Below are 21,950 nucleotides of genomic sequence, written 5' to 3'. Positions count from 1 at the left end.
CTGCAACAAGTTTGCGTTTTTCCCCCGTCGAAGGCGGGGAAAAACGTGTTTTGTCTCGCAGACTGAAATGGAATTGCTGTAATATATATTTTCAGAAAAGTAGGCGTAAAAATGATAACGTATGAGGAAGCGCTTCAAAAGATAGAAAGCCTGCTCCGCTTCGGCTCCAGACCGGGGCTCGAAAGAGTGGAGAAGCTTCTTGCCCTGCTCGGAAATCCGCAGGACAGACTGAAATTCGTTCACGTGGCCGGCACCAACGGGAAAGGCTCCACCTGTGCGCTGATTGCCTCGGTAGTGAAAAAATCCCAGTATAAAACAGGGCTGTTTATTTCTCCTTTTGTCACGGATTTCTGCGAAAGAATGCAGATCAACGGTGAAATGATCGGCCGTGAGGAGCTGAGCGCCCTTGTGGAAAAAATCTTTCCCCTTGTGGAGCAGATGGCGGAGAACGGCGAGATCATCACGGAATTTGAACTGATTACTGCGCTGGCAATGGAATGGTTTGCAGAGAACCAGTGCGATATCGTCGTACTGGAGGTAGGGCTCGGCGGCCGTCTGGATGCGACGAACGTCATTTCTACCCCGCTTGTGTCCGTGATTACGTCAATTTCTCTTGACCACACCGCGATTTTGGGCGATACCCTCGCAAAAATCGCCTATGAAAAATGCGGCATTATCAAGGAAAACGGCGTGACCGTGTGCTCGCCCGGACAGGATCCGGAAGCACTTGCGGTCATCAGGAGTACGGCGGAAGAGCGCAAAAACCGTTTTGTCCCGGCCGATACGGACAGCGTGGAAGTGCTGTCTATGAATATTAGCGGAACCGGGCTCGAGTACCGCGGACTTCTGGTCAGTCTGCCGTTCCTCGGGGAACACCAGGTCAAAAACGCGGTGACCGCGCTGGCCGTGATCGAGGAACTGAAAAAACAGGGGTACCAGATTGCCGACCACAGCATTGAGGCGGGATTTTCCTCGGCAAGCTTCCCCTCCCGGATGGAGGTGCTTTCCGCCGACCCGCTGATCGTGCTGGACGGCGCGCACAATCCCGGCGGCACCGCCGCGCTGGCGAAAGCGGTCGGAAAATATTTCGGTGATCGGAAAATCATAGCCATTGTGGGCATGCTTGCCGACAAGGACGTTACCAGCGCCGTACGGAATTTTACGGGGCTGTTTTCCAAGGTGTTTACGCTGGCACCGTCCAGTCCCCGCGCGCTGGACGCACAATCGCTCGCAGAGCATTTTCAAAAAATCGGTACTGACGCAGAGCCCGCGCAAACCGCCGACGCGGCCCTCGCAAAGGCATTTTCGCTGCTGGATGGGAACAGCGCGCTGCTGATCTGCGGCTCGCTCTACCTTGCGGGCGATATCCGGCCGCGCATTGTTAATCTGCTTCATGCAAAATAAAAACAGCCTGTCCGCAAATTTCGAGTAAAATTTTACACAAAAGCCCTTATCTTTATAGTTAAGGGCTTTTTTTATTGCCGATTTTCTAAATTCATGAATAACAGGTCTTAAATCTGCCGATACTAATAAGATTACATATATCATGGAGGGATCCGCATGGGTGTCAGACTAATACTGAAGGATGGCGAGATGACCGCTGTGCTGAGCGGCGAGATCGACCATCATTCCGCACGGGAAATCCGCGGCGCCATTGACGAGGCGGCGTCGAAAGTAAAGCCGAAACTGCTTACTCTTGATTTTTCAGGGGTGCAGTTTATGGACAGTTCCGGTGTGGGGCTGATTATGGGGCGCTGCAAGCTGATGCAGATTTGGGGCGGCAGTGTCAGAATTGCAAATCTACAGCCGAAAATAGAAAAAATCGTTTCGCTTGCAGGTTTAAACCAGCTATGCAGTATTGTAAAGGATGTGAAGATTCATGAAGCCAATTAATGAAATGACGGTCTCCTTCCCAAGCTGTTCGGCGAACGAATCCTTCGGAAGGGCGGCGGTCGCGGCATTTGCCGCACAGCTTGACCCTACGATCGATGAACTGAGCGATATTAAAACAGCGGTTTCAGAAGCGGTTACCAACTGTATTGTCCACGCCTACCGCAACACCTTAGGAACCATATACATAACCTGTAAATTATACGAGAACGGCAGAATCAGCATCCGCATCCGGGACAAGGGCTGCGGCATCGAAGATATCGAACAGGCCATGCAGCCGCTTTTCAGCACTTCCGAGGACGAAGAACGCGCGGGGCTGGGCTTTGCCGTCATGGAGAGTTTCATGGATGTTCTGAGAGTGACCTCCAAGCCGGGGCGCGGAACATCGGTTACCATGAGTAAGACCATCCAGCGCCGCCGGACGGAAAAGAACCATTAATATGGACAGAGAGCAGACAATAAACGATAATATCGGTCTTGTACACGCCTGCGTCAAGCATTTCAAAGGACGCGGGGTGGAATACGACGACCTTTTTCAGGCCGGTTGTCTGGGCCTTGTCAAGGCTGTGGACAATTTCGACAGTGAGCGTGGGGTCAGGTTTTCCACTTACGCCGTCCCGGTCATTCTGGGGGAAATCAGACGCCTTTTCCGTGACGGGGGCGCAATCAAGGTCGGCAGGGGGCTGAAAGAACTGGCCATGCGCGCCGCGCGCGAATCGTCTGCCTTCAGCGAACGGGAAGGACGCACACCGACTGTCAGCGAGCTTGCGGAGCTTCTGGATGTGGAACCCGCCGAGGCCGCCCAGGCGCTCGGGGCTTCCCAGCTTCCGCTTTCGCTCACCGCCTCTCCGGAAGAGGGGGGAGGCCAGATCGATGTGAGCGTGGAAAGCGGCGACGACAAAATCGCGGAGCTGCTTTCCCTGAAACAGGTCGTTACGGAGCTTCCGCCCAAAGACCGAAGCATCATTGTTTTCCGCTATTTCAAAAGCCGGACGCAGACGCAGACCGCAGAGGCGCTTGGCATGACGCAGGTACAGGTGTCCCGGCGTGAAAAAGTGATTTTGAATCAATTGCGCGAAAAATTGTCGTGAGTTTCAGTATAAACTAAAAAAAGAGCTCTCCAGCAGCGGAGAGCTCTTTTCAGTTATCGGTAAGATCTTTCAGATCGTACGGTGTCTGCTGGTATACATAGTAGTTCAGCCAGTTGATAAACAGAAGGTTTGCGTGACTGCGCCAGACAAAGGGAGGTTCCTGCGTGACGTCGTCATTCGGGAAATAATGTTTTGGAATATGGGGATGGATTCCTTTCCTCAGATCCCGGAAATATTCATTGGACAGCGTGTTGCAGTCGTACTCCAAGTGGCCGGTGACAAAGAACTGCCTGCCGTTCTTTCTGGCGATAATATGGACTCCGGCTTCCTCCGAAGCGGTCAGGACAATCAAATTCTCTATTTTTTCAATATCCTCCATCCTGACTTCGGTATTTCTGGAATGCGGCGAAAAGAAATCGTCGTCAAAGCCGCGGACCAGCGGATGCCGGCAGTCGAGCAGATGGTGAAGAAATACGCCGGAAAGCTTTTCGGGCAGCTGATATTTTGGCACTCCGAAGTGATAATAAAGGCCGGCCTGAGCTCCCCAGCAGATGTGCAGAGTGGAATAGACGTTGCGCCTGCTCCAGTCCATAATTTTGCAGAGCTCGTCCCAATAATCGACTTCTTCAAACGTCAGGTTTTCGACAGGGGCACCCGTAATAATCATACCGTCGAATTTTTCTTCCTTCAATTCGTCAAATGTTTTATAAAAGGTATTGAGATGCGACGCCGAAGTATTCTTGGAAATATGCGTCGCCATCTGCATCAGTTCGACATCCACCTGTAAAGGGGAATTTCCCAAAAGCCGCAGAAGCTGCGTTTCCGTATCGATCTTTGTGGGCATCAGATTGAGGATCACGATTTTCAGCGGGCGGATATCCTGTGTGATCGCGCGCTGATGCGTCATAACAAATATATTTTCCGACTCCAGCACTTCCACTGCCGGAAGGTTTTCCTGTATTTTGATTGGCATAGTCTGCCCTCCTGTTAATAGAGACAATAGGTTTATTATACCAAACATCTATAAATCCTGCAATATACAGCAAAATCTTGAAAGTTTCATAAAATACTGAAAAAAGCGTTGACAATGTATAATGGAAGTGGTATTATAGTGAAGCCGTCGAAAAACGGGAACAAAATGCTTGACAAGTCCACTGAAATATGATAGACTTCAAAGCGTTCTCCTTGTACAGTTTGACGGAGACAGGACCTTGAAAATTAAACAACGATAGAATTAAGGAACCCGTAATGAACTTGAGAGTATAGAATGTACTTTCGGACGAAGTTGGTTGTCACTTTAAAAGACAACGAAAATACACGTTAGTGTATCGTATTTAGAGCTCTTCAAAAACTCTGAGTATTTTGATATAAACGCCTCCGGGCGATTATATACAATATTTTAGAGAGTTTGATCCTGGCTCAGGACGAACGCTGGCGGCGTGCCTAACACATGCAAGTCGAACGGAATTAAGTTTAACACCGAACACTTAGTTTGGTGGGGACACCTGACCGAGTGGTGGGTGTTGAGCTTAATTTAGTGGCGGACGGGTGAGTAACGCGTGAGTAACCTGCCTTTCAGAGGGGGATAACGTCTGGAAACGGACGCTAATACCGCATGACATATTTGGGCTGCATGGTCTGAATATCAAAGGAGCAATCCGCTGAAAGATGGACTCGCGTCCGATTAGCTAGTTGGTGAGATAAAGGCCCACCAAGGCGACGATCGGTAGCCGGACTGAGAGGTTGAACGGCCACATTGGGACTGAGACACGGCCCAGACTCCTACGGGAGGCAGCAGTGGGGGATATTGCACAATGGAGGAAACTCTGATGCAGCAACGCCGCGTGAGGGAAGACGGTTTTCGGATTGTAAACCTCTGTCCTTGGTGACGAAACAAATGACGGTAGCCAAGGAGGAAGCTCCGGCTAACTACGTGCCAGCAGCCGCGGTAATACGTAGGGAGCAAGCGTTGTCCGGATTTACTGGGTGTAAAGGGTGCGTAGGCGGCTCTGCAAGTCAGGCGTGAAATATATGGGCTTAACCCATAGACTGCGTTTGAAACTGTGGAGCTTGAGTGAAGTAGAGGTAGGCGGAATTCCCGGTGTAGCGGTGAAATGCGTAGAGATCGGGAGGAACACCAGTGGCGAAGGCGGCTTACTGGGCTTTAACTGACGCTGAGGCACGAAAGCATGGGTAGCAAACAGGATTAGATACCCTGGTAGTCCATGCCGTAAACGATGATTACTAGGTGTGGGGGGTCTGACCCCTTCCGTGCCGGAGTTAACACAATAAGTAATCCACCTGGGGAGTACGGCCGCAAGGTTGAAACTCAAAGGAATTGACGGGGGCCCGCACAAGCAGTGGAGTATGTGGTTTAATTCGAAGCAACGCGAAGAACCTTACCAGGTCTTGACATCCAACTAACGAAGCAGAGATGCATCAGGTGCCCTTCGGGGAAAGTTGAGACAGGTGGTGCATGGTTGTCGTCAGCTCGTGTCGTGAGATGTTGGGTTAAGTCCCGCAACGAGCGCAACCCCTGTGATTAGTTGCTACGCAAGAGCACTCTAATCAGACTGCCGTTGACAAAACGGAGGAAGGTGGGGACGACGTCAAATCATCATGCCCTTTATGACCTGGGCTACACACGTACTACAATGGCTGTTAACAAAGGGAAGCAAGACCGCGAGGTGGAGCAAAACCTAAAAAACAGTCTCAGTTCGGATCGCAGGCTGCAACCCGCCTGCGTGAAGTTGGAATTGCTAGTAATCGCGGATCATCATGCCGCGGTGAATACGTTCCCGGGCCTTGTACACACCGCCCGTCACACCATGGGAGCCGGTAATACCCGAAGTCAGTAGCCTAACCGCAAGGGAGGCGCTGCCGAAGGTAGGATTGGCGACTGGGGTGAAGTCGTAACAAGGTAGCCGTATCGGAAGGTGCGGCTGGATCACCTCCTTTCTATGGAGACATGAGCAGCTGAATAGGCTGGTCTAACATCCTAGGTCGGTTACGGAAGACGAAATTCGAATCGTTGTTTAATTTTGAAGGCCCCGGGCAGTGCCCGGTGACAATGGCCCGCCGCAGGAATGCAGCAGGAAATTGCCCCGGTGTGGCGGGACGGTAACAACCGGCTCCCGGCACAGAACTGCAAGAGAGCTTTCAGAGAAGTGGAAACAAGGGTAGAACACCTGAGTGAAGCTACCTTTATATGGGGGTTTAGCTCAGCTGGGAGAGCGCCTGCTTTGCAAGCAGGAGGTCAACGGTTCGATCCCGTTAATCTCCACCAGCGGCGAGTCGCCGCAGACAATTCGCGGGTAAGATTTGACGGAAACGTGAAATGAGTGCACGCGGAAAGAAGCGAAGACGAGCCAAAACAAAATGTGGCTAAGGGTGACAACCTGAACGCCGGAATATGGGCTTATAGCTCAGCCGGTTAGAGCGCACGCCTGATAAGCGTGAGGTCGGTGGTTCGAGTCCACTTAAGCCCACCACGGACACAGTCCGTTTTTGCCGCGCACAAAGCAAACTTGAAAGAGGAAGCGGAGTGCCCGCGTAACGGAGGAAGTCCTCAAAAATACATACGGTAGTTTGAATTCACTTCTGTGGAGGAAAGGGTATCGTGTGGAAAAGGTCGGCAGAAGGTAGAATCCGCGACAGAACGGGTCTTTTGATCTGGGAGCTGTCCCGCGATGAAACGGCCTGCGGCCGTGTACATTGAAAACTGAATAAAGAAGAAGCAGATATTAAGCGAGAAATAACTTGTTATTTTTAGATTTAAAATCTACAATTTCAAATTTTTAAAGAAGAACCAAGAAAAAACACATGGTCAAGCTACAAAGAGCGCAAGGGGAATGCCTTGGCACTGGGAGCCGATGAAGGACGCGACTAACTGCGAAAAGCTATGGGGAGCCGTAAGTGGGCATTGATCCATAGATATCCGAATGGAGCAATCCAACTGGAGTCATGTCCAGTTATCATACACTGAATTCATAGGTGTATGAGGGGAACCGCCTGAACTGAAACATCTAAGTAGGGCGAGGAAAAGACATCAAATGAGATTCCGCTAGTAGTGGCGAGCGAACGCGGAAGAGGCCAAACCGGGGGTAGCAATACTCCCGGGGTTCGGACAGCAATGTGGACGCAGGAATTTAGCAGAATGGCATGGGAAGGCCAACGAAACAGTGTGAGAGTCACGTATGCGAAAAAGGAAAGCGCCTAGCTGTATCCAGAGTACCGCCGGACACGTGAAACCCGGTGGGAATATGGGGGGACCACCCTCCAAGCCTAAATACTACCCAGTGACCGATAGTGAACAGTACTGTGAAGGAAAGGTGAAAAGGACCCCGGAAGGGGAGTGAAAAAGAACCTGAAACCTTGTGCTTACAAGCACCGAGAGCCCGTCAAAGGGTGATCGGGTACCTTTTGTAGAATGGTCCGGCGAGTGAATGTAACTGGCAAGGTTAAGTCCTTAAGGGATGGAGCCGCAGGGAAACCGAGTCTGAACAGGGCGTATGAAGTCAGTTGTATTCGACCCGAAACCGGGTGACCTACCCATGTCCAGGTTGAAGTGGGGGTAAAACCCCATGGAGGACCGAACCGACTCCTGTTGAAATAGTAGCGGATGAGGTGTGGGTAGCGGAGAAATTCCAATCGAACCCGGAGATAGCTGGTTCTCTCCGAAATAGCTTTAGGGCTAGCCTCGTATTAGATTACCGGAGGTAAAGCACTGAATGGTCTAGGGGCCGAAAGGCTACTGAAACCTATCAAACTCAGAATGCCGGATAATTGATGTACGGGAGTCAGACAGCGTGAGATAAGTTTCGTTGTCAAAAGGGAAACAGCCCAGACCCACAGCTAAGGTCCCAAAATATGGTTAAGTGGAAAAGGATGTGGGGTTGCACAGACAACCAGGATGTTGGCTTAGAAGCAGCCACTCATTAAAAGAGTGCGTAATAGCTCACTGGTCGAGTGACCCTGCGCCGAAAATTTAACGGGGCTAAATCATATACCGAAGCTTGGGATTCCGTAAGGAATGGTAGGAGAGCGTTGAATAAGGGGTGAAGTCAGAGCGGAAGCGCTGGTGGACTTTATTCAAGTGAGAATGCCGGAATGAGTAGCGAGAAATGTGTGAGAATCATATTGGCCGAAAGTCTAAGGTTTTTGGAGGAAGGTTCGTCCGCTCCAAGTAAGCCGGGAGCTAAGGTGAGGCCGAGAGGCGTAGCCGATGCACATACGGTGGAAATTCCGTAGCCGCCAAAAGATTTAAGTAAGAGGACACCTGCAAAGGGCATAACCCGGGCGATGGTTGACCCGGGCGTAAGGGACCGAAATTAGAGTAGGGAAGTATGCTTAGCGCAGGGCGAGAAAAGTCTTATGTATATCTTCGGCGCCCGTACCGCAAACCGACACAGGTAGATAGGAAGAGAATTCCAAGGCCAACGGGAGAAGGGTAGTTAAGGAACTCGGCAAATTGACCCCGTAACTTAGGGAAAAGGGGTGCCACAGCAATGTGGCCGCAGAGAATAGGCCCAGGCGACTGTTTAGCAAAAACACAGGTCTCTGCCAAATCGCAAGATGAAGTATAGGGGCTGACACCTGCCCGGTGCTGGAAGGTTAAGAGGAGATGTGCAAGCATTGAATTGAAGCCCCAGTAAACGGCGGCCGTAACTATAACGGTCCTAAGGTAGCGAAATTCCTTGTCGGGTAAGTTCCGACCCGCACGAATGGTGTAACGATCTGGGCACTGTCTCAATTACCCGCCCGGCGAAATTGTAGTACCGGTGAAGATGCCGGTTACCCGCGACAAGACGGAAAGACCCCATGGAGCTTTACTGCAGTTTAATATTGGGTTTCGGTAATTTATGTACAGGATAGGTGGGAGACTGCGAAGCAAGGGCGCCAGCCTTTGTGGAGTCGCTGTTGGGATACCACTCTTAAGTTGCTGAAATTCTAACCTGCGGCCGTGAATCCGGCCGGGGGACATTGTTAGACGGGCAGTTTGACTGGGGCGGTCGCCTCCAAAAGAGTAACGGAGGCGCTCAAAGGTCAGCTCAGCACGGACGGAAACCGTGCCTTTGAGTGTAAACGCGTAAGCTGGCCTAACTGCGAGGGTGACGGCCCGAGCAGTAACGAAAGTTGGAGTTAGTGATCCGGCGGTATGAGAGTGGAATTGCCGTCGCTCAACGGATAAAAGCTACCCTGGGGATAACAGGCTGATCTCCCCCAAGAGTCCACATCGACGGGGAGGTTTGGCACCTCGATGTCGGCTCATCACATCCTGGGGCTGTATTCGGTCCCAAGGGTTCGGCTGTTCGCCGATTAAAGTGGTACGCGAGCTGGGTTCAGAACGTCGTGAGACAGTTCGGTCCCTATCTGTCGTGGGCGCAGGATATTTGAGGAGAGCTGTCCTTAGTACGAGAGGACCGGGATGGACGCACCGCTGGCGCACCAGTTGTCATGCCAATGGCACAGCTGGGCAACTATGTGCGGATCGGATAAACGCTGAAAGCATCTAAGCGTGAAGCCGACTCCAAGATTAGATATCCCATAGCGTAAGCTAGTAAGGCCCCTTGAAGACTACAAGGTTGATAGGCTGCGTGTGTAAGTACGGTAACGTATTCAGCTTGGCAGTACTAATAGGCCGAGGGCTTGACCATATTTTTCTTGGCAACCCTCATTTCTCACTTCTGCTTCCTTCCCTTTATTCAGTTTTCAGTGTACAAATGTACCTGTGAAATGCAAAGAGCAGCGGATGAAAATCCGGAGCGTGCAGGCTCAACCTGCCATATGCACCATTAGCTCAGTTGGTAGAGCACCTGACTCTTAATCAGGGTGTCCCGGGTTCGAGTCCCTGATGGTGCACCATTAAGAAGTCGGAACGGGGGCTGGAGCCTCTGGCCTCTGCATCTGACTGTATGAAAGATATGGCCCGTTGGTCAAGCGGTTAAGACACCGGCCTCTCACGCCGATAACGGGAGTTCGATTCTCCCACGGGTCACCATTTTCTGTTCTATGGCATTCAGTTTTGTTTCCGCCGAGTCGGAGAATCGAACTCCGGTCTTCCACAGGAAAGCAAAGACAGAGATTCGAAGTGGCTGTCTGAGGTAATCGTCGCAGGCATATGCCGACTGCAAAGTCCTCCCACGGGTCACCATTTTCTGTTCTGCAGCAATTCGTTTTTGTTTCCGCCGAGTCGGAGAATTACAATTCAATAAGTTTAGTTGGTACTGATGACGGTGAGGGTCCACCCGTTCCCATCCCGAACACGGAAGTTAAGCTCACTGGTGCCGAAGATACTTGGCTGGTAACGGCCCGGGACAATAGGAAGGTGCCAACACAAATATTCCTCAATAGCTCAGCCGGTAGAGCATGCGGCTGTTAACCGCAGGGTCGTTGGTTCGAGTCCAACTTGGGGAGCCAGAGAAGACCATCAGTCGCAGGATTGGTGGTCTTTGTGTTTTACCCGTATATCCTGAAAGATTCAATCAGGGCGTCGGAAAATGCAGGCCGGATTGTTTTGGACCTTGGATCAAGGGGCGAGCATAACCTGGAGAGAAGAGGAATCTCTTTAATGTCTTATAAAGAGGTTCTTTATATTTTCGCGTATCTGAGAGAAAGCTTATTGACTTGGCTTATATTGATCTGCGCCTTTTATTTAGTCTCTGTAACAAGGGGATTGCTTATTCGATGACAGTATTTGGGCCGTAAAAATTACAACTTGAGATTGCTTTTTATACAGATTTGTGGTATTATATTCAAGCACTTTGTTAGACAGAATTCTTTTCTGTCCTTCGTTTTTAATACGGGCCATTAGCTCAGTTGGTTAGAGCAACCGGCTCATAACCGGTCGGTCCAAGGTTCGAGTCCTTGATGGCCCACCAAACAAAAACCGTATCAGGCAGCCATTTGTTGGCTGTTTGGTGCGGTTTTTTATTGCATGCTCTGCCCACTCTGTTAATAAAAATGCTAAGGGCATACTGAAAAATTCTGCTGATACAATCATCTAACTTTGGCCCGAAGGAAAAGGTGTCGTAAAAAGAATATCAAGGTGATTCTTAAATCTGCACCAGCAGATGGTTTTAATCAGGATATGTTGGAAGAACTGTATATGCTGGCAGCTAACGAAACGGAACTGCATCAGTTGGTACCTGACGGCCGGAATTTGAGAGCAAAGGCAAAAATTCTCTTAAGCCATGGGCTGCAAAATATTATTGCTACTTTGGGGCCTAACGGATGTTTTTATATGAATCGCCAAAAAGGAATCAACTTTGGAGCAGCCAATTTCACCAGTGGACGCTACTGGCGCAGGTGATGCATTTATCAGCTCTCTGGTTGTATTTCTTGCAGAAGGGTACTCAATGGCTAAATCAATAGAAATAGCTACTGTGGTGGCCGGGAACAGCGTTACCAGAGAAGGCGTGCGGACAGCCTAGCCGATAGAAACCTACTAAATCTATATTGCAAAGGGATGTTGAAGTTCCTATATGGAATTCCATTAATAAGTGATTGTCAGCTCTTTGGTATTCTCCAAAAAGAAACTGTCTTTCTATAAGTAGTCTCTTGTTGAAAAATACTTATGGGCTGCTTTTTTATTGGGCACAGAAGGTATTATGCTGATGTGCGCGATTGCGGTGTGCTGGAGGCTATTTTACCGCCGTACTGGGTGTAATCATTGCTATGGAGATTGGTGCCGTGTACGCCTGTCTGTACACATTTATCGTGTTAAGGCTGCGGAGCAAGGCAATTCCTATTTATTCAATTTTCATCAAGAAAAAAAGCACAAATCGATAGGGGCTCAGAAGAAGGAGGAAAGTGTGTCCGAAAGATAGACGTCTGGCGGTAAGCAATTATTCAGAAGGCAGCTTTTCGCCTCAACAGAAGCCTTCAGGAGCTTTTATCTATTTGGCTTAGGTCGTCAGCCGCTTCAAGCCGACGGGCTTGCCGATGATTAAGCAGGAACAGCATTTTATGCAAAGACATATATAAAGAGCGTTAAAATGGAAGCACATGAGATTGCCACCAGCTATTAAGAAACACACTTTCCGATGTACAGATTGGAAGAAACCAGTTGGGCAAGCGAAAAAACAAATTGATCGCGGTTTGAATTTGAGGTTTGTTTTTCTGCCTTCAGGAGACTTTCGGTCCCAAATTCAGACCATTGGACTTTAGCTCAATGATAAAAGAAAAGTAGACACTATGGAGATATCCATAGTGTCTACTTTTTGTTGGTTTCATTACGAATTCAATTTCAGATATCATTGCTTGAAAAAGATGCCAATGGCCAATTCGGCCAATTTTGCGCCATAATAGATGCCAACAATTCCTACGACACCCGCCAGGACCGAAGGAGCGGGAATGGGAAGTTTTACGAGTTTAAAAATAAACCCTACGATCAGACCCGTAATCAGGGCTAAAATGATTTCTTTTATAATAAATTCCTCCAAGATGTTATACTAACGACTGAAATCCATCCTCTGTTTACCGTACCAGGTATCCGTCAAATTGCCGTTCGGGCATGGAAAATCGGTTTCGCCAACTTTACTGAATTTCACAAACAGCTTTACGAACCGGCAAAATCATAGAGGGAGCAACCGACAGCTCGTCCACACCCATTTTTATGAAGGTTTCTGTCAGCGTCAGGTCGGAACCAAGTTCCCCGCAAATTCCAATCCAAATGCCTTCTTTATGGCCGCAGTCGATGACTCTTTGGATTAACCTCATTACCGCGGGATGGTGCGAGTCATAAAACTTGTCCAGTTTTGAATTTTGACGGTCAATAGCCAATGTATATTGTGTCAGATCGTTTGTTCCGATGCTGAAGAAGTCGACTTCTTTTGCCAGCTCGTCGGCAATCAGCGCTGCGGCGGGGGTTTCCACCATAATTCCGAATTCCACATTCCCGACCTTAACACCACTCTCTTTCAATTCTTTTTTGATCTCTTTTAGAATTTCTTTTGTTCTTCTGACTTCCCATAGAGAAATAACCATTGGAATCATAATAGAAACGGTTCCGAAAGCACTCGCCCGTAAAATCGCTCTTAATTGCGTACGGAAAATGCTCTCTTCCTGAAGGCAGATACGGATCGCCCTGTAACCCAGCGCGGGATTTTCCTCCTTATCCAAGCCGAAATATCCGACTTGTTTATCCGCTCCTATATCCGATGTCCTGATGATTACTTTTTTTGAACCCATCGACTGTGCCACTTGTTTATATATTTGGAACTGTTCTTCCTCAGAGGGGAAGTCCTCCTTCTGAAGATAGAGGAACTCGCTCCGAAACAGGCCGATGCCCTCCGCACCGCTCTCCAAAACCGATTTTAAATCTTCAACGCCTCCGATATTCGCATATAAATCGATTTTCTTTCCGATTTTCGTCTGTGTCTTTCGGCTTATATATGCATGAAGCGACTCTTTTTCGTCTCTTTCCTTTTGCCGGATTGTTTCAGCGAGCTCCATAACAGAAGGCTCGGGTTCCAAACAAACAGTGCCGGGATTCCATATTTCTGAAGTCCCTGTGTCAGGAAACTCACCTTTCGTTTTTCGCCCGTCAAGTGCGTTTATAATGGCTGTGTATCCGTTTACGCCCTGCGGCAGTCCTGAGCAGATCAGGGCCGGGATATTCAGCATACGCGCCAAAATAGCAGTGTGTGAATTTTTAGAACCCTCTCTCGTCACAAAAGCCAAGATATTCGATTTATCCATTTGCATAACTGCACTGGGTGATAGGTCATTCCCTACGACAATAACGGGTTGTTCCAATTTTACCGCTTGTTCTCTTTTTCCGTCTAAAATGGCACTTAATCGGGTGGAAATATCTTTAAAATCAACGGCCCGCGCCTGCATATACTCATCATTCATGGAAGCAAACTGATCCGAAAAGCGCTTACCGACCTGCACAACAGCATAATTTGCGTTCACATGCTCATTCCGTATGATATCTAAAACCGCATCCGTGAAATCTTCATCTTCCAATATCATCTGTTGCACTTGAAAAATTTCTGCGTCTGCTTCTCCTATTTCTTCAAAAGCCTTTTGATAGAGCATTTCCAATTGAATATTTGCGTCTTCTCTTGCTTTTTCGAACCTTTCTTCCTCTGCTTCTGCATCCCCGACATGCTGTTTGACGACAGGCTTGTTCTCTTGCTCCATCTCCAGAATCGTTCCAATTGCGATCCCTTTTGAAAATATTTCTCCTTGATAGTATTGCATGCCCTTGTGCATAGTTTTTTCTCCTATAGGTATATTCTATCTTCGACTTTTCTTAAAAGCCAGCGCTTTGTTCACGAAAAAGGGACGATAGTATGCGACGGTATCATTCATTGGAAGAACATCTTCCGAAAGCTCTATCTGCAGGACTTCCTGGATATACCGTCTCCTTTTTAAAAAGCGATCATAAAGTGCGGGATATTCCCTGTTGATTTGTTCTTTTAACACTTTGTCCGCTAATGCTATTCCGCTTTCGCATCCTGCCCCGCCATATCCCGGCATACTGGGAATGATATCTGTCTGTAAAAGCATACCGCTTTTTAGAATTTCTCTGGAATCCGGGTAAATAGGAGATGACATCCATTCCTCGTCCCCGATTAGATGTCCGGGGTTAAGCTCCCAATGATAGACGTCCTGCGGCAGAACTTCCTGTATTAAGCGATACATTTCGTTCCCGCTCATCCCGATGCGAATATTCTCCAGCCATGCGGTTATCGCGGCAAAATAAGGCGCCGCGATCTTCTTGATATAGTCCCTTTCCTGCTCGGGCAGCTGATCTTCCTGCTCCACCGCGTAGCCCGCTCTGCTGGTCAGCCCGCCTTTATAGCCCACGGTTAAAGACATCCTGTCCCCAAGCTGTACTTTTTTATCGGTCGGATAATAATTGGCATTTATAAAGCGCTCTCCGGTAGCGGCAATTGTCACGACACTGTTGCGCTGACCTTCCGAGTTTAAATAAGTGCCGAGTTCCAGTTCCGTGATTCCTTCTTCCACATGATCCAAAGCCGCTGCTACACCGTCGCTGGCCAAAGAAGAACCGTACTCGTAATGGGCGATTTCATTCGCGTTATTGGTAATTCTTACTCCGGCGTCCCCGCCGATAAACAAATCGCAGCAATTAACGACATTTTCCTGTCCCGCAAGCTGCTGCACCGCTTCTATAATGTAGTGGGGGATGTCAAAGATTTTTCTGTTCTTTTCTATGCCGCTGGTAAACATTTTCCAACCTACCGCACCCACCTGTTGTCCGGGACGGATTTGTGCCTCTTGAAAATACGCTGTAATAGAGCGATCATCTTTCATCGGCTGATTTGGCAAGGAAAAAAACGGCACGTGGATAAGCGCCGCGGGGATACGGCTGTATTTCTGCATCTTGATATTTTCATTTCCCAGGAGCAAAAACGCTTCTCCGGTCCGATGCAATACCAGGACGCCCTCTTCAAAACGCGTCAAAAATCCGGTCAGATATTCAAAATTGGAGCCGTGCTCCAGGTCATTATATATGATAAGAACGTCTAACTGTCTTTCCTTCATCGCGTCAAGAACTTTTTTAAGCCGTTCTTCCATGGTTTTATCACTTAAACTGACCGGATATACCGGTTCATGCTCTTGTATCCGTACGATATCTTCCAATACGAATAAGCTGCTTTTATAATGTCCATTCATAAATAAAATCCTTTACATATCATTCTTTCCATTTGGTTCTTATCCTGGGCGGATTCAGTACAAACCCAATAGGTTCATCATTTTTTGCAGTACGATTTCGCCGCGCATCATTCCAAAGTCTGCCGTGTCCATACTCATCAGCTTGGTTTTGGGGGAACACCGATCGATTACTTCTCGAATTTCTTTCATCTGATATCGTATTTGAGGGCCGAGCAGCACCACATCGCATCCTTCCAAATGGCTTTGAATCTCTTCCAGTCCGACTGCTTTTACAGAAATGTCAATCTGTTTCGCTTTTGCAGATTCTTCCACCTTTTTTTTCATGATATTTGTGCTTAGTCCGGCTGAGCACGCCAGCAGAACATGAATCATAAAAATTTTCCCCTCCCCAAAGTGGTGCGTGAAACAGTCTTTGTTTTCCTTCTATAAAACGGACGTTAACCGATCTGCCGGGAAAGAAATTCCGGCCTGCCGGCGCAATTGAAACAAAAGCTCGTGAGCCATTTTTGTTCGAAGTGTGGCGTATTGATACTCCGAACATACCTGCGGACTTGGAAACTCAGAAATCCATTGTGCGAATACGGCGGCTTCTTCCGCCAGCGGGTTGCCAAGAGCGGAGGAAAGAACCGTTTCTGTTGTTTTTGCGTCCCGTTTCCATATTTTAATATCGGAAACACTCTGAATACCGTCCAAAAGGACCGTGCCTTTTTTTGTATAAATCTCGCACGGTAAAAAAGAGTCTCCGACTTTTCCCACCTGACAGCAAACGCGGAAGGCTGGGTAATTCAATATGATGATTCCCGTTCCATCCACACCCGTTACTATCTTATCACATATATATGTTCCATCCAATGGTTTCCCAAACAATTCAAGAGCCGCATATACGAGATAAATCCCCAAATCCGTCAGGGCTCCTCCGGAGTATTGCAGAGAGAAGACGTTGGGTTCTTGTCCTTCTAAAACCAGATGATACCGGGAAGAATATTTCATATATGTAAAATTGGCACCCGTTACTTCTTCCGGCTCGACGATCAATTTTTTGATTTTCTGAAAGTTTTTCTCGTAGACATTGCGAATCGCTTCGATGTAATACAAATTTTTTTCAGCCGCCAACGAAATGAGATGCGCTAATTCCATCGGATTGGAAACAGCCGGTTTTTCAACCAGAACATGTTTACCGCATTCCAAAGCCAGTTTTGATTGAGCAAAATGCAGGCTGTTTGGAGAGGCAATGTAGACCACGTCAAATCCGGGTTCCCGCATAAATTCATGAAGATCAGAAAACAGCTTTGTTTGTGAGCTTCCAAATTCCTTGGAAAAGGAAACCGCCGTTTCGCGCTTTCGTGAGAGGACAGCCGTAATTTCATATTTTCCGGATTGAATGGCGGCGTCCGCAAATTCCCTGTTTATCCAGCCTGTCCCCACAATTCCTAACCTTAGCATAATGAAGTTCTCCTTTCATTTCCAATCAGGTATCTCTCAAAATTTTAGCTCCTTTAAACGAAGCTATTCACTAATTATCGCTTCAAAGCCTACAGACATCATTTCAAGGAAACTGGTTTGGCGTTCTTCCGCAGACGTCGTTTCCTGCGACACAAGGGAGTCTGAGACAGTTAGAATCGCAAGAGTTTCAACACCTAATTTCGCTCCCAAATAATAGAGCGCGGCGGTTTCCATTTCCACGGCCAGAACTCCGTATTGTCCCAACTTTAAATTTTCCTGTATAAAGTCCGAGTGAAGTAGATCCACGGACAAAACATTCCCAACATGGACCTGACACTTCCGTTCGCTGGCGATCTGATATGCCTTATAGAGCAGATTAAAATCGGCGATTGGTGGGAAGTCCAAATTTGGCCAGTCCTTTTGGATAATCCGGGAGGTTGTTGCGGCACCCTGTGCCAGAATAAGGTCCCTGATGTGGACTTTTTCATTCAGGGCTCCTGCCGTTCCTATACGAATCAATTTTTTTACATCATAGTACCGGATCAATTCATAGGCATACAAAGAGATTGAAGGCATTCCCATTCCGGTACCCATAACGGAGACCCTGGCCCCACGGTATAATCCCGTATATCCCAGCATTCCGCGGATATTATTAAATTGCCGGGGACTTTCCAGAAAATTTTCAGCAATGAATTTCGCCCTTAGAGGATCGCCGGGCAATAAAATTCTGTCGGCGATTTCTCCTTTTTCCGCCCCGATATGTGTGCTCATATTTTCAGTTCCTTCCTGATTTCATCATTTTTAATCATCCATGGGCTGGAGTGGTTGTTTTATGGTTGCTTAGTCAGCAAATAAGGGAATCAATCTTTGCTTTTCCACATCAATTAAGCCCATATCCGACAGTTTTACCGCTGGGCATGCCAGCAAGGAAAGAATCGTAATTCTTGATGTCGGATTCCCCAGATAGACATTTCCCAGCCTGCGGTTTGCTTCATCCATCGCTTCGATTTGCACTGCTACTTCCGGCGCGGTCCTGTCCGACATAAGGCCCCCGATGGGCAAAGGCAGTGAAGCGATTACTTTCCCGTCTTCGACCGCAGCCATGCCGCCTTTTTGTTTTTCCAGTTGACATAAAGCAAGGTACGCATTGTCCGCACAGTCATATACGATTACAATATTATGGGAATCGTGAGATACGCTGGAAGCGACAGCACCGTGGGTAATGCCGAACTTTTTAACGACTGCAATGGACTTCAGCGGCAATCCGTACCGGTTGATCACGATGGCGTACATGGCGTCTTTTTCTTCACTCAGGTCAATATAACCGGATTTCACGGGGAGCCATTGAGGAACGATGCTGGTAAAGGAGGATGTATACGATTCATATTCCATGACGTTAACATGCGCCCTGTCGGAAAATGAATCGGAGCTTTTCAGCAGAAAGTCTTCTTTTGCGATTTCAGGGACCCGAAGCATGTTTACTTTTTCAAGATCACAGCTCCGCGCTTGTCCGGACCATGTAAGACTGCCGTTTTCAGCTACTGTTTCTCCGCAGTGAATGACACCGGAAACGGACATTTCCTCAAGGGAATCCACGAAAACAATGTCAGCCAGATACCCCGGAGCCAACGCGCCTAAGCGGTCCAGCTTTAGCTCCCTTGCCGGATTCAGTGTCCCCATGCGGATTGCGTCTATGGGATCCACGCCCGCTTTTATTACCTTTCTGATAATCGCATTGATATGGCCTTCTTTTAATGTGATGCTGCATCTTCTATCATCGCTGCACAGGGTAAACCGGTCCTTATTGGGCCAGCTTTTGATTTTTTCAGCGAACATGCTAAGCCGCTTGTTGGTATTGCTGTCACGCAGATCAATATAAAAGCCCTGGCGGTATTTTTCAGTCAATTCCTCATAAGATGAGGATTCGTGATCCGATTCCGGTCCGCACAAACGATACGCGGCTAATTTCTGTCCGGATAATTTCGGGCAATGGCCCTGAACATATTTCCCGGCCTTTTGTGTTGCCTGAATCAGGTCCATGGTTTTTTTTGCGCCTTTCAGAATGCCTTCATAGTCCATGACCTCACCCAGCCCAATTGCGTTGGGGTTGGAAAGGAAGGGGCCAATGTCTTTCGCATAAATTGAAGCGCCGCTGTGCTCTAATCCTTCCACCGAAGGGACGCTGGAAGAAAGCGTGACAAGCATTCTCATAGGAAGGTCGTCGCTGACATTGATAAAATAGTCAAAAGCTTCCACCCCAAAAACATTTGCCAGCTCGTGCGGATCACAGGCAACAGTGGTTGTCCCGAAGGGGACAACCACCTGAGAAAAATGTTCTGGGTTCAGCATGGAACTTTCAATATGTACATGGCTGTCAATAAAGCCCGGAACCGCATAACGCCCTTTTCCGTCAATAACCTGTAACCGGTCCGGCAGACTGCCGTTTTGATAATCCACATAGGAAATATATCCGTTTTTTACATAGATTTTCCCGGGCAGAATTTCTCCGGTAAAAACATTTACAATTTTTATATTCTGAATGACATAGTCATTCAGCGAAAGGTCCAGTGCTGCGGCTTTGATCACTTCCGCATCAAATGAGAGAGCTTTCATGCGGGATTTGCCTCGCTCTCCTTCTTTAACTGCCGCTCATTCATTTTTACAAACGGCAAATAAATCAGGATATCGAGAACCAGGCATATAACATTCACGACCAACGCCTTGAAATCTCCCGTCGATAACCAGGCTCCGAAGATACTCGGCATGTTCCAGGAAAGCATAGCGTACGTCTTGTGGATGAGCCCGGTCGACATTGCCAGATAAGCAAGGGTAGCGTTTACAAGTCCTGTGCCGATTCCCGGAATCAGGTAAATCGGGTTTAACATCATTGGCAGGCCAAACACAATCGGTTCCGATATGCCAAAGAAGGCCGGTGCAATTCCAAGACGGCCCACCGTCTTTAATTCCTTATGTTTTGAGAGGCACAGAAGAATTGCGAGGGACAATACTTGTCCGGTTCCTCCGATGCAAATGAAATATGCCCAGAAGGATTCTGTCAGAATGGAAGGAAGGGCCTGATTTGCCATCTGTGCTCCTGCGTTTGCAGACAAACTCATATACATAATCGGTCCCATAAGACCCCAAAAGGTTGCGTTATGAATGCCGAAAAGCCACGCAAGATTAATGATGAATACCATAAACAAAATAAACCACAGGCTGTCCGTTCCTTTTACCGCCGGAGCGATCACTTGTGTAAGCCAAATAGCCAAGGTAGTACCGCATTTGTTGAAAATTGTAAAAATAATAATATAGAGTATCATGATGACCATACTTGTGGCTAAAGACGCGAAGGTCTGTGAAAGAGACCCGGGCACGTTATCCGGCAAACGGATGACGCCGAATTCTTTCTCTTTCAAAAATCGGAACAATTCCACTGTTACGATACCCACAAAAATTCCTACCAGGATTCCCTTGCCGTCAATATAAGATATTTCCACTACCTTTCCGTCAAAAGCAAGTTTCTGTGGATTGATAGTAAGCATCATCACTCCTGTAATTGACAGCAGTACAGGGATGATAGGGTCTATTTTGTAATGTCTGCATAAATTATAGGAAATTGCAATTGCCAAGTAAATAGCGATCGCGCCCAATGTTAAAGTATTAATCCAGGAAAAAATCATACTGTTTGCAGAAACAAAATTACCCCATGCCAATAAAAAACTGTTTGTTGTTTTGTCTGTAACCGGCGCGGAACTGAGAACCGCACACAGCCCGCCCATCATTGTGATGGGGAGGATATACATAAATGCGTTCCTGATTGCTCTTAAATGCCTTTGATTTCCCAAACGATTTGCGATCGTCATAATCTTTTCTTCCATCTTTTTGCCTCCTCTAAACGTTTGAACGACTTTTTTGTCAGTTTTCCCCCAGCTCAGCCTTTGCAGCTTTGATTACTTCCACGACATTCATTGTCCCATAATGGACCGGATTAATCGAAATAACAGGTGCTATGCCATTCGTTTCCTTTTTGATTGTGGGCACCATATGCCGTATTTGCGGCCCGACCATAATTAAGTCACATCCGTCAATATAATCCAGATATTCTGCTTCGCCCTTAGCGATTACGTCAAACTCTCCCGTTTCGTTTATCTTCTTCGCCATGATTGCCGTGGAATAGCCTCCGTTACAGACCAACAATATTTTCTTCAAGTCGATTCACCCCCATCTTTATTTTATTTGTTTTTAACAGCTTTTTTCGAATAGATAGCAAAAGGTATTCATAAGGTCGCGGATGACCTGTGTTGCGTTAATGTGATCCTCTGCATGGACCATTAGAAGACTGACCTTCAAATTTTCATCGGTAACCGCTTTGGAAATGATTTCAGCGTGGTTCTTTTTGGCTTCCAGCAGTTGTCCGTTTGCTTTATTCATCAACTCCTTTCCTTCTTCAAACTTTCCGAGGCGGAATTGCTCAAGTGCCTCCAAATACATGGAGCGGGCATCTCCGCTGAAAGCGATGCTTTGCATTAATTCTTCATCGTACATATTTTTTCCCTTTCTGCAATTTTAAAATTAAGAGAGCGTACATTGCCATTTTAAATATTCTGGCAACAAAATTCTCTCAGTGCCGATAATGTCTCGGTTTCATCTTCTCCTTCCAAGATAAAAGAAACGGTTTCCCCGTATTTAATGGCCAGACCCATAATCGCTATTCCTTTTTTTGCACTGACTCTTTCCCCGTTTCTTTCAATCAGGACGGTACTTTTGTATGGAGCCAAAGCTCTTGCCAGCTGTGCAGCTGGGCGAGCGTGAATACCGACTTTATCTTTTACGGTATAGGTAAATTGTTTCACCGTTTTCACCTCCTCATGACGA

Annotated in this window: 18 protein-coding genes, 6 tRNA genes and 3 rRNA genes; 15 read left to right on the top strand and 12 right to left on the bottom strand. The window is 47.7% G+C overall.

Going from position 1 to position 21,950, the window contains the following annotated elements; translation table 11 throughout:
• The first annotated feature begins 111 nt into the window (after nucleotides 1–111).
• The 4 genes from ACRQU7_RS11925 to ACRQU7_RS11910 all read left to right on the top strand — a co-directional run bounded on the left by ACRQU7_RS11925 (nucleotide 112) and on the right by ACRQU7_RS11910 (nucleotide 2,981).
• On the top strand, nucleotides 112–1,404 hold the full coding sequence (locus ACRQU7_RS11925; protein ID WP_444641073.1) for a bifunctional folylpolyglutamate synthase/dihydrofolate synthase: 1,293 nt from the start codon (nucleotides 112–114) through the stop codon (nucleotides 1,402–1,404).
• Nucleotides 1,405–1,560: 156 nt separating this feature from the next.
• On the top strand, nucleotides 1,561–1,893 hold the full coding sequence (locus tag ACRQU7_RS11920; protein ID WP_038324753.1) for an STAS domain-containing protein: 333 nt from the start codon (nucleotides 1,561–1,563) through the stop codon (nucleotides 1,891–1,893).
• Nucleotides 1,880–2,329 (top strand): anti-sigma F factor, encoded by a 450-nt coding sequence (gene spoIIAB / locus ACRQU7_RS11915; protein WP_038324752.1) that lies wholly within the window; start codon nucleotides 1,880–1,882, stop codon nucleotides 2,327–2,329. Before ACRQU7_RS11920 ends, spoIIAB begins: the two co-directional genes overlap by 14 nt.
• A 1-nt stretch (nucleotide 2,330) precedes the next feature.
• Nucleotides 2,331–2,981 carry a sigma-70 family RNA polymerase sigma factor gene (locus ACRQU7_RS11910; RefSeq protein WP_038324751.1) on the top strand — a complete coding sequence of 217 codons (651 nt, stop codon included), beginning with the start codon at nucleotides 2,331–2,333 and terminating at the stop codon, nucleotides 2,979–2,981.
• A gap of 49 nt (nucleotides 2,982–3,030) precedes the next feature.
• On the opposite strand, the gene metA is transcribed toward ACRQU7_RS11910, so the two are convergent.
• Nucleotides 3,031–3,954, bottom strand: a complete 924-nt coding sequence (gene metA / locus ACRQU7_RS11905) for a homoserine O-acetyltransferase MetA (protein ID WP_444641070.1) — start codon at nucleotides 3,952–3,954, stop codon at nucleotides 3,031–3,033.
• A 423-nt stretch (nucleotides 3,955–4,377) separates the two neighbouring features.
• On the opposite strand from metA, the gene ACRQU7_RS11900 reads away from it, so the two are divergent.
• From ACRQU7_RS11900 to ACRQU7_RS11850, 11 genes are all read left to right on the top strand, one after another.
• Nucleotides 4,378–5,939: ribosomal RNA gene (locus ACRQU7_RS11900) — 16S ribosomal RNA — on the top strand.
• 252 nt (nucleotides 5,940–6,191) lie between these two features.
• Nucleotides 6,192–6,267, top strand: a tRNA-Ala gene (locus tag ACRQU7_RS11895).
• A 128-nt stretch (nucleotides 6,268–6,395) separates the two neighbouring features.
• Nucleotides 6,396–6,472: transfer RNA gene (locus ACRQU7_RS11890), tRNA-Ile, on the top strand.
• Between the two features lie 333 nt (nucleotides 6,473–6,805).
• Nucleotides 6,806–9,637 (top strand): 23S ribosomal RNA (locus tag ACRQU7_RS11885).
• A gap of 132 nt (nucleotides 9,638–9,769) precedes the next feature.
• Nucleotides 9,770–9,845 (top strand) — tRNA-Lys (locus tag ACRQU7_RS11880).
• Between the two features lie 61 nt (nucleotides 9,846–9,906).
• Nucleotides 9,907–9,981: transfer RNA gene (locus ACRQU7_RS11875), tRNA-Glu, on the top strand.
• A gap of 219 nt (nucleotides 9,982–10,200) precedes the next feature.
• Nucleotides 10,201–10,317 (top strand): 5S ribosomal RNA (gene rrf, locus ACRQU7_RS11870).
• The 16S, 23S and 5S rRNA genes sit together here with 6 tRNA genes alongside, the layout of an rRNA operon.
• A 7-nt stretch (nucleotides 10,318–10,324) precedes the next feature.
• Nucleotides 10,325–10,400: transfer RNA gene (locus ACRQU7_RS11865), tRNA-Asn, on the top strand.
• A gap of 384 nt (nucleotides 10,401–10,784) precedes the next feature.
• Nucleotides 10,785–10,861 (top strand) — tRNA-Ile (locus ACRQU7_RS11860).
• Between the two features lie 167 nt (nucleotides 10,862–11,028).
• On the top strand, nucleotides 11,029–11,292 hold the full coding sequence (locus ACRQU7_RS11855; protein ID WP_444645652.1) for a hypothetical protein: 264 nt from the start codon (nucleotides 11,029–11,031) through the stop codon (nucleotides 11,290–11,292).
• Entirely contained in the window at nucleotides 11,270–11,413 is a 144-nt protein-coding gene (locus ACRQU7_RS11850; RefSeq protein ID WP_444645591.1) for a PfkB family carbohydrate kinase, read from the top strand. The genes ACRQU7_RS11855 and ACRQU7_RS11850 overlap by 23 nt, the downstream gene beginning before the upstream one ends.
• 822 nt (nucleotides 11,414–12,235) lie before the next feature.
• Here ACRQU7_RS11850 and ACRQU7_RS11845 read toward each other — a convergent pair.
• From ACRQU7_RS11845 to ACRQU7_RS11795, 11 genes are all read right to left on the bottom strand, one after another.
• Nucleotides 12,236–12,424 (bottom strand): XapX domain-containing protein, encoded by a 189-nt coding sequence (locus ACRQU7_RS11845; protein WP_279230985.1) that lies wholly within the window; start codon nucleotides 12,422–12,424, stop codon nucleotides 12,236–12,238.
• A 94-nt stretch (nucleotides 12,425–12,518) separates the two neighbouring features.
• Nucleotides 12,519–14,201, bottom strand: coding sequence for a phosphoenolpyruvate--protein phosphotransferase (gene ptsP, locus ACRQU7_RS11840; RefSeq protein ID WP_444641068.1), 1,683 nt, complete (start codon nucleotides 14,199–14,201; stop codon nucleotides 12,519–12,521).
• Nucleotides 14,202–14,225: 24 nt separating this feature from the next.
• Nucleotides 14,226–15,632 carry a M24 family metallopeptidase gene (locus ACRQU7_RS11835; protein WP_444641066.1) on the bottom strand — a complete coding sequence of 469 codons (1,407 nt, stop codon included), beginning with the start codon at nucleotides 15,630–15,632 and terminating at the stop codon, nucleotides 14,226–14,228.
• Between the two features lie 54 nt (nucleotides 15,633–15,686).
• The gene (locus ACRQU7_RS11830) at nucleotides 15,687–16,004 is read right to left on the bottom strand and encodes a PTS sugar transporter subunit IIB (protein ID WP_444641064.1); all 318 of its coding nucleotides are present in this window, start codon (nucleotides 16,002–16,004) and stop codon (nucleotides 15,687–15,689) included.
• 51 nt (nucleotides 16,005–16,055) lie between these two features.
• A complete protein-coding gene (locus ACRQU7_RS11825; protein ID WP_444641062.1) occupies nucleotides 16,056–17,075 on the bottom strand; it encodes a Gfo/Idh/MocA family protein in 1,020 nt (339 codons plus the stop codon).
• A gap of 63 nt (nucleotides 17,076–17,138) precedes the next feature.
• Nucleotides 17,139–17,846, bottom strand: a complete 708-nt coding sequence (deoD, locus tag ACRQU7_RS11820; protein WP_444641060.1) for a purine-nucleoside phosphorylase — start codon at nucleotides 17,844–17,846, stop codon at nucleotides 17,139–17,141.
• 69 nt (nucleotides 17,847–17,915) lie between these two features.
• On the bottom strand, nucleotides 17,916–19,688 hold the full coding sequence (locus ACRQU7_RS11815) for an adenine deaminase (protein ID WP_444641058.1): 1,773 nt from the start codon (nucleotides 19,686–19,688) through the stop codon (nucleotides 17,916–17,918).
• On the bottom strand, nucleotides 19,685–20,953 hold the full coding sequence (locus ACRQU7_RS11810; RefSeq protein ID WP_444641056.1) for a PTS sugar transporter subunit IIC: 1,269 nt from the start codon (nucleotides 20,951–20,953) through the stop codon (nucleotides 19,685–19,687). Before ACRQU7_RS11810 ends, ACRQU7_RS11815 begins: the two co-directional genes overlap by 4 nt.
• Before the next feature lie 37 nt (nucleotides 20,954–20,990).
• Nucleotides 20,991–21,284 carry a PTS sugar transporter subunit IIB gene (locus tag ACRQU7_RS11805; protein ID WP_141825453.1) on the bottom strand — a complete coding sequence of 98 codons (294 nt, stop codon included), beginning with the start codon at nucleotides 21,282–21,284 and terminating at the stop codon, nucleotides 20,991–20,993.
• Between the two features lie 33 nt (nucleotides 21,285–21,317).
• Nucleotides 21,318–21,620 carry a PTS lactose/cellobiose transporter subunit IIA gene (locus tag ACRQU7_RS11800; RefSeq protein WP_444641054.1) on the bottom strand — a complete coding sequence of 101 codons (303 nt, stop codon included), beginning with the start codon at nucleotides 21,618–21,620 and terminating at the stop codon, nucleotides 21,318–21,320.
• Between the two features lie 50 nt (nucleotides 21,621–21,670).
• On the bottom strand, nucleotides 21,671–21,928 hold the full coding sequence (locus tag ACRQU7_RS11795; RefSeq protein ID WP_444641052.1) for an HPr family phosphocarrier protein: 258 nt from the start codon (nucleotides 21,926–21,928) through the stop codon (nucleotides 21,671–21,673).
• Nucleotides 21,929–21,950: the final 22 nt, after the last annotated feature.

Origin of the sequence: Caproiciproducens puteiluti, from assembly GCF_052442865.1 — a bacterium.
Taxonomy (GTDB): Bacteria; Bacillota; Clostridia; order Oscillospirales; family Acutalibacteraceae; genus Caproiciproducens.
The sequence above is the reverse complement of the archived record's forward strand: the minus strand, read 5'-3'. Positions and strand labels throughout refer to the sequence as shown.

Coding starts and splice junctions, on each gene's coding strand:
- ACRQU7_RS11925 (WP_444641073.1), top strand. CDS start 112: ATGATAACGTATGAGGAAGCGCTTCAAAAGATAGAAAGCCTGCTCCGC.
- ACRQU7_RS11920 (WP_038324753.1), top strand. CDS start 1,561: ATGGGTGTCAGACTAATACTGAAGGATGGCGAGATGACCGCTGTGCTG.
- spoIIAB (WP_038324752.1), top strand. CDS start 1,880: ATGAAGCCAATTAATGAAATGACGGTCTCCTTCCCAAGCTGTTCGGCG.
- ACRQU7_RS11910 (WP_038324751.1), top strand. CDS start 2,331: ATGGACAGAGAGCAGACAATAAACGATAATATCGGTCTTGTACACGCC.
- metA (WP_444641070.1), bottom strand. CDS start 3,954: ATGCCAATCAAAATACAGGAAAACCTTCCGGCAGTGGAAGTGCTGGAG.
- ptsP (WP_444641068.1), bottom strand. CDS start 14,201: ATGCACAAGGGCATGCAATACTATCAAGGAGAAATATTTTCAAAAGGG.
- ACRQU7_RS11835 (WP_444641066.1), bottom strand. CDS start 15,632: ATGAATGGACATTATAAAAGCAGCTTATTCGTATTGGAAGATATCGTA.
- ACRQU7_RS11830 (WP_444641064.1), bottom strand. CDS start 16,004: ATGATTCATGTTCTGCTGGCGTGCTCAGCCGGACTAAGCACAAATATC.
- ACRQU7_RS11825 (WP_444641062.1), bottom strand. CDS start 17,075: ATGCTAAGGTTAGGAATTGTGGGGACAGGCTGGATAAACAGGGAATTT.
- deoD (WP_444641060.1), bottom strand. CDS start 17,846: ATGAGCACACATATCGGGGCGGAAAAAGGAGAAATCGCCGACAGAATT.
- ACRQU7_RS11815 (WP_444641058.1), bottom strand. CDS start 19,688: ATGAAAGCTCTCTCATTTGATGCGGAAGTGATCAAAGCCGCAGCACTG.
- ACRQU7_RS11810 (WP_444641056.1), bottom strand. CDS start 20,953: ATGGAAGAAAAGATTATGACGATCGCAAATCGTTTGGGAAATCAAAGG.
- ACRQU7_RS11800 (WP_444641054.1), bottom strand. CDS start 21,620: ATGTACGATGAAGAATTAATGCAAAGCATCGCTTTCAGCGGAGATGCC.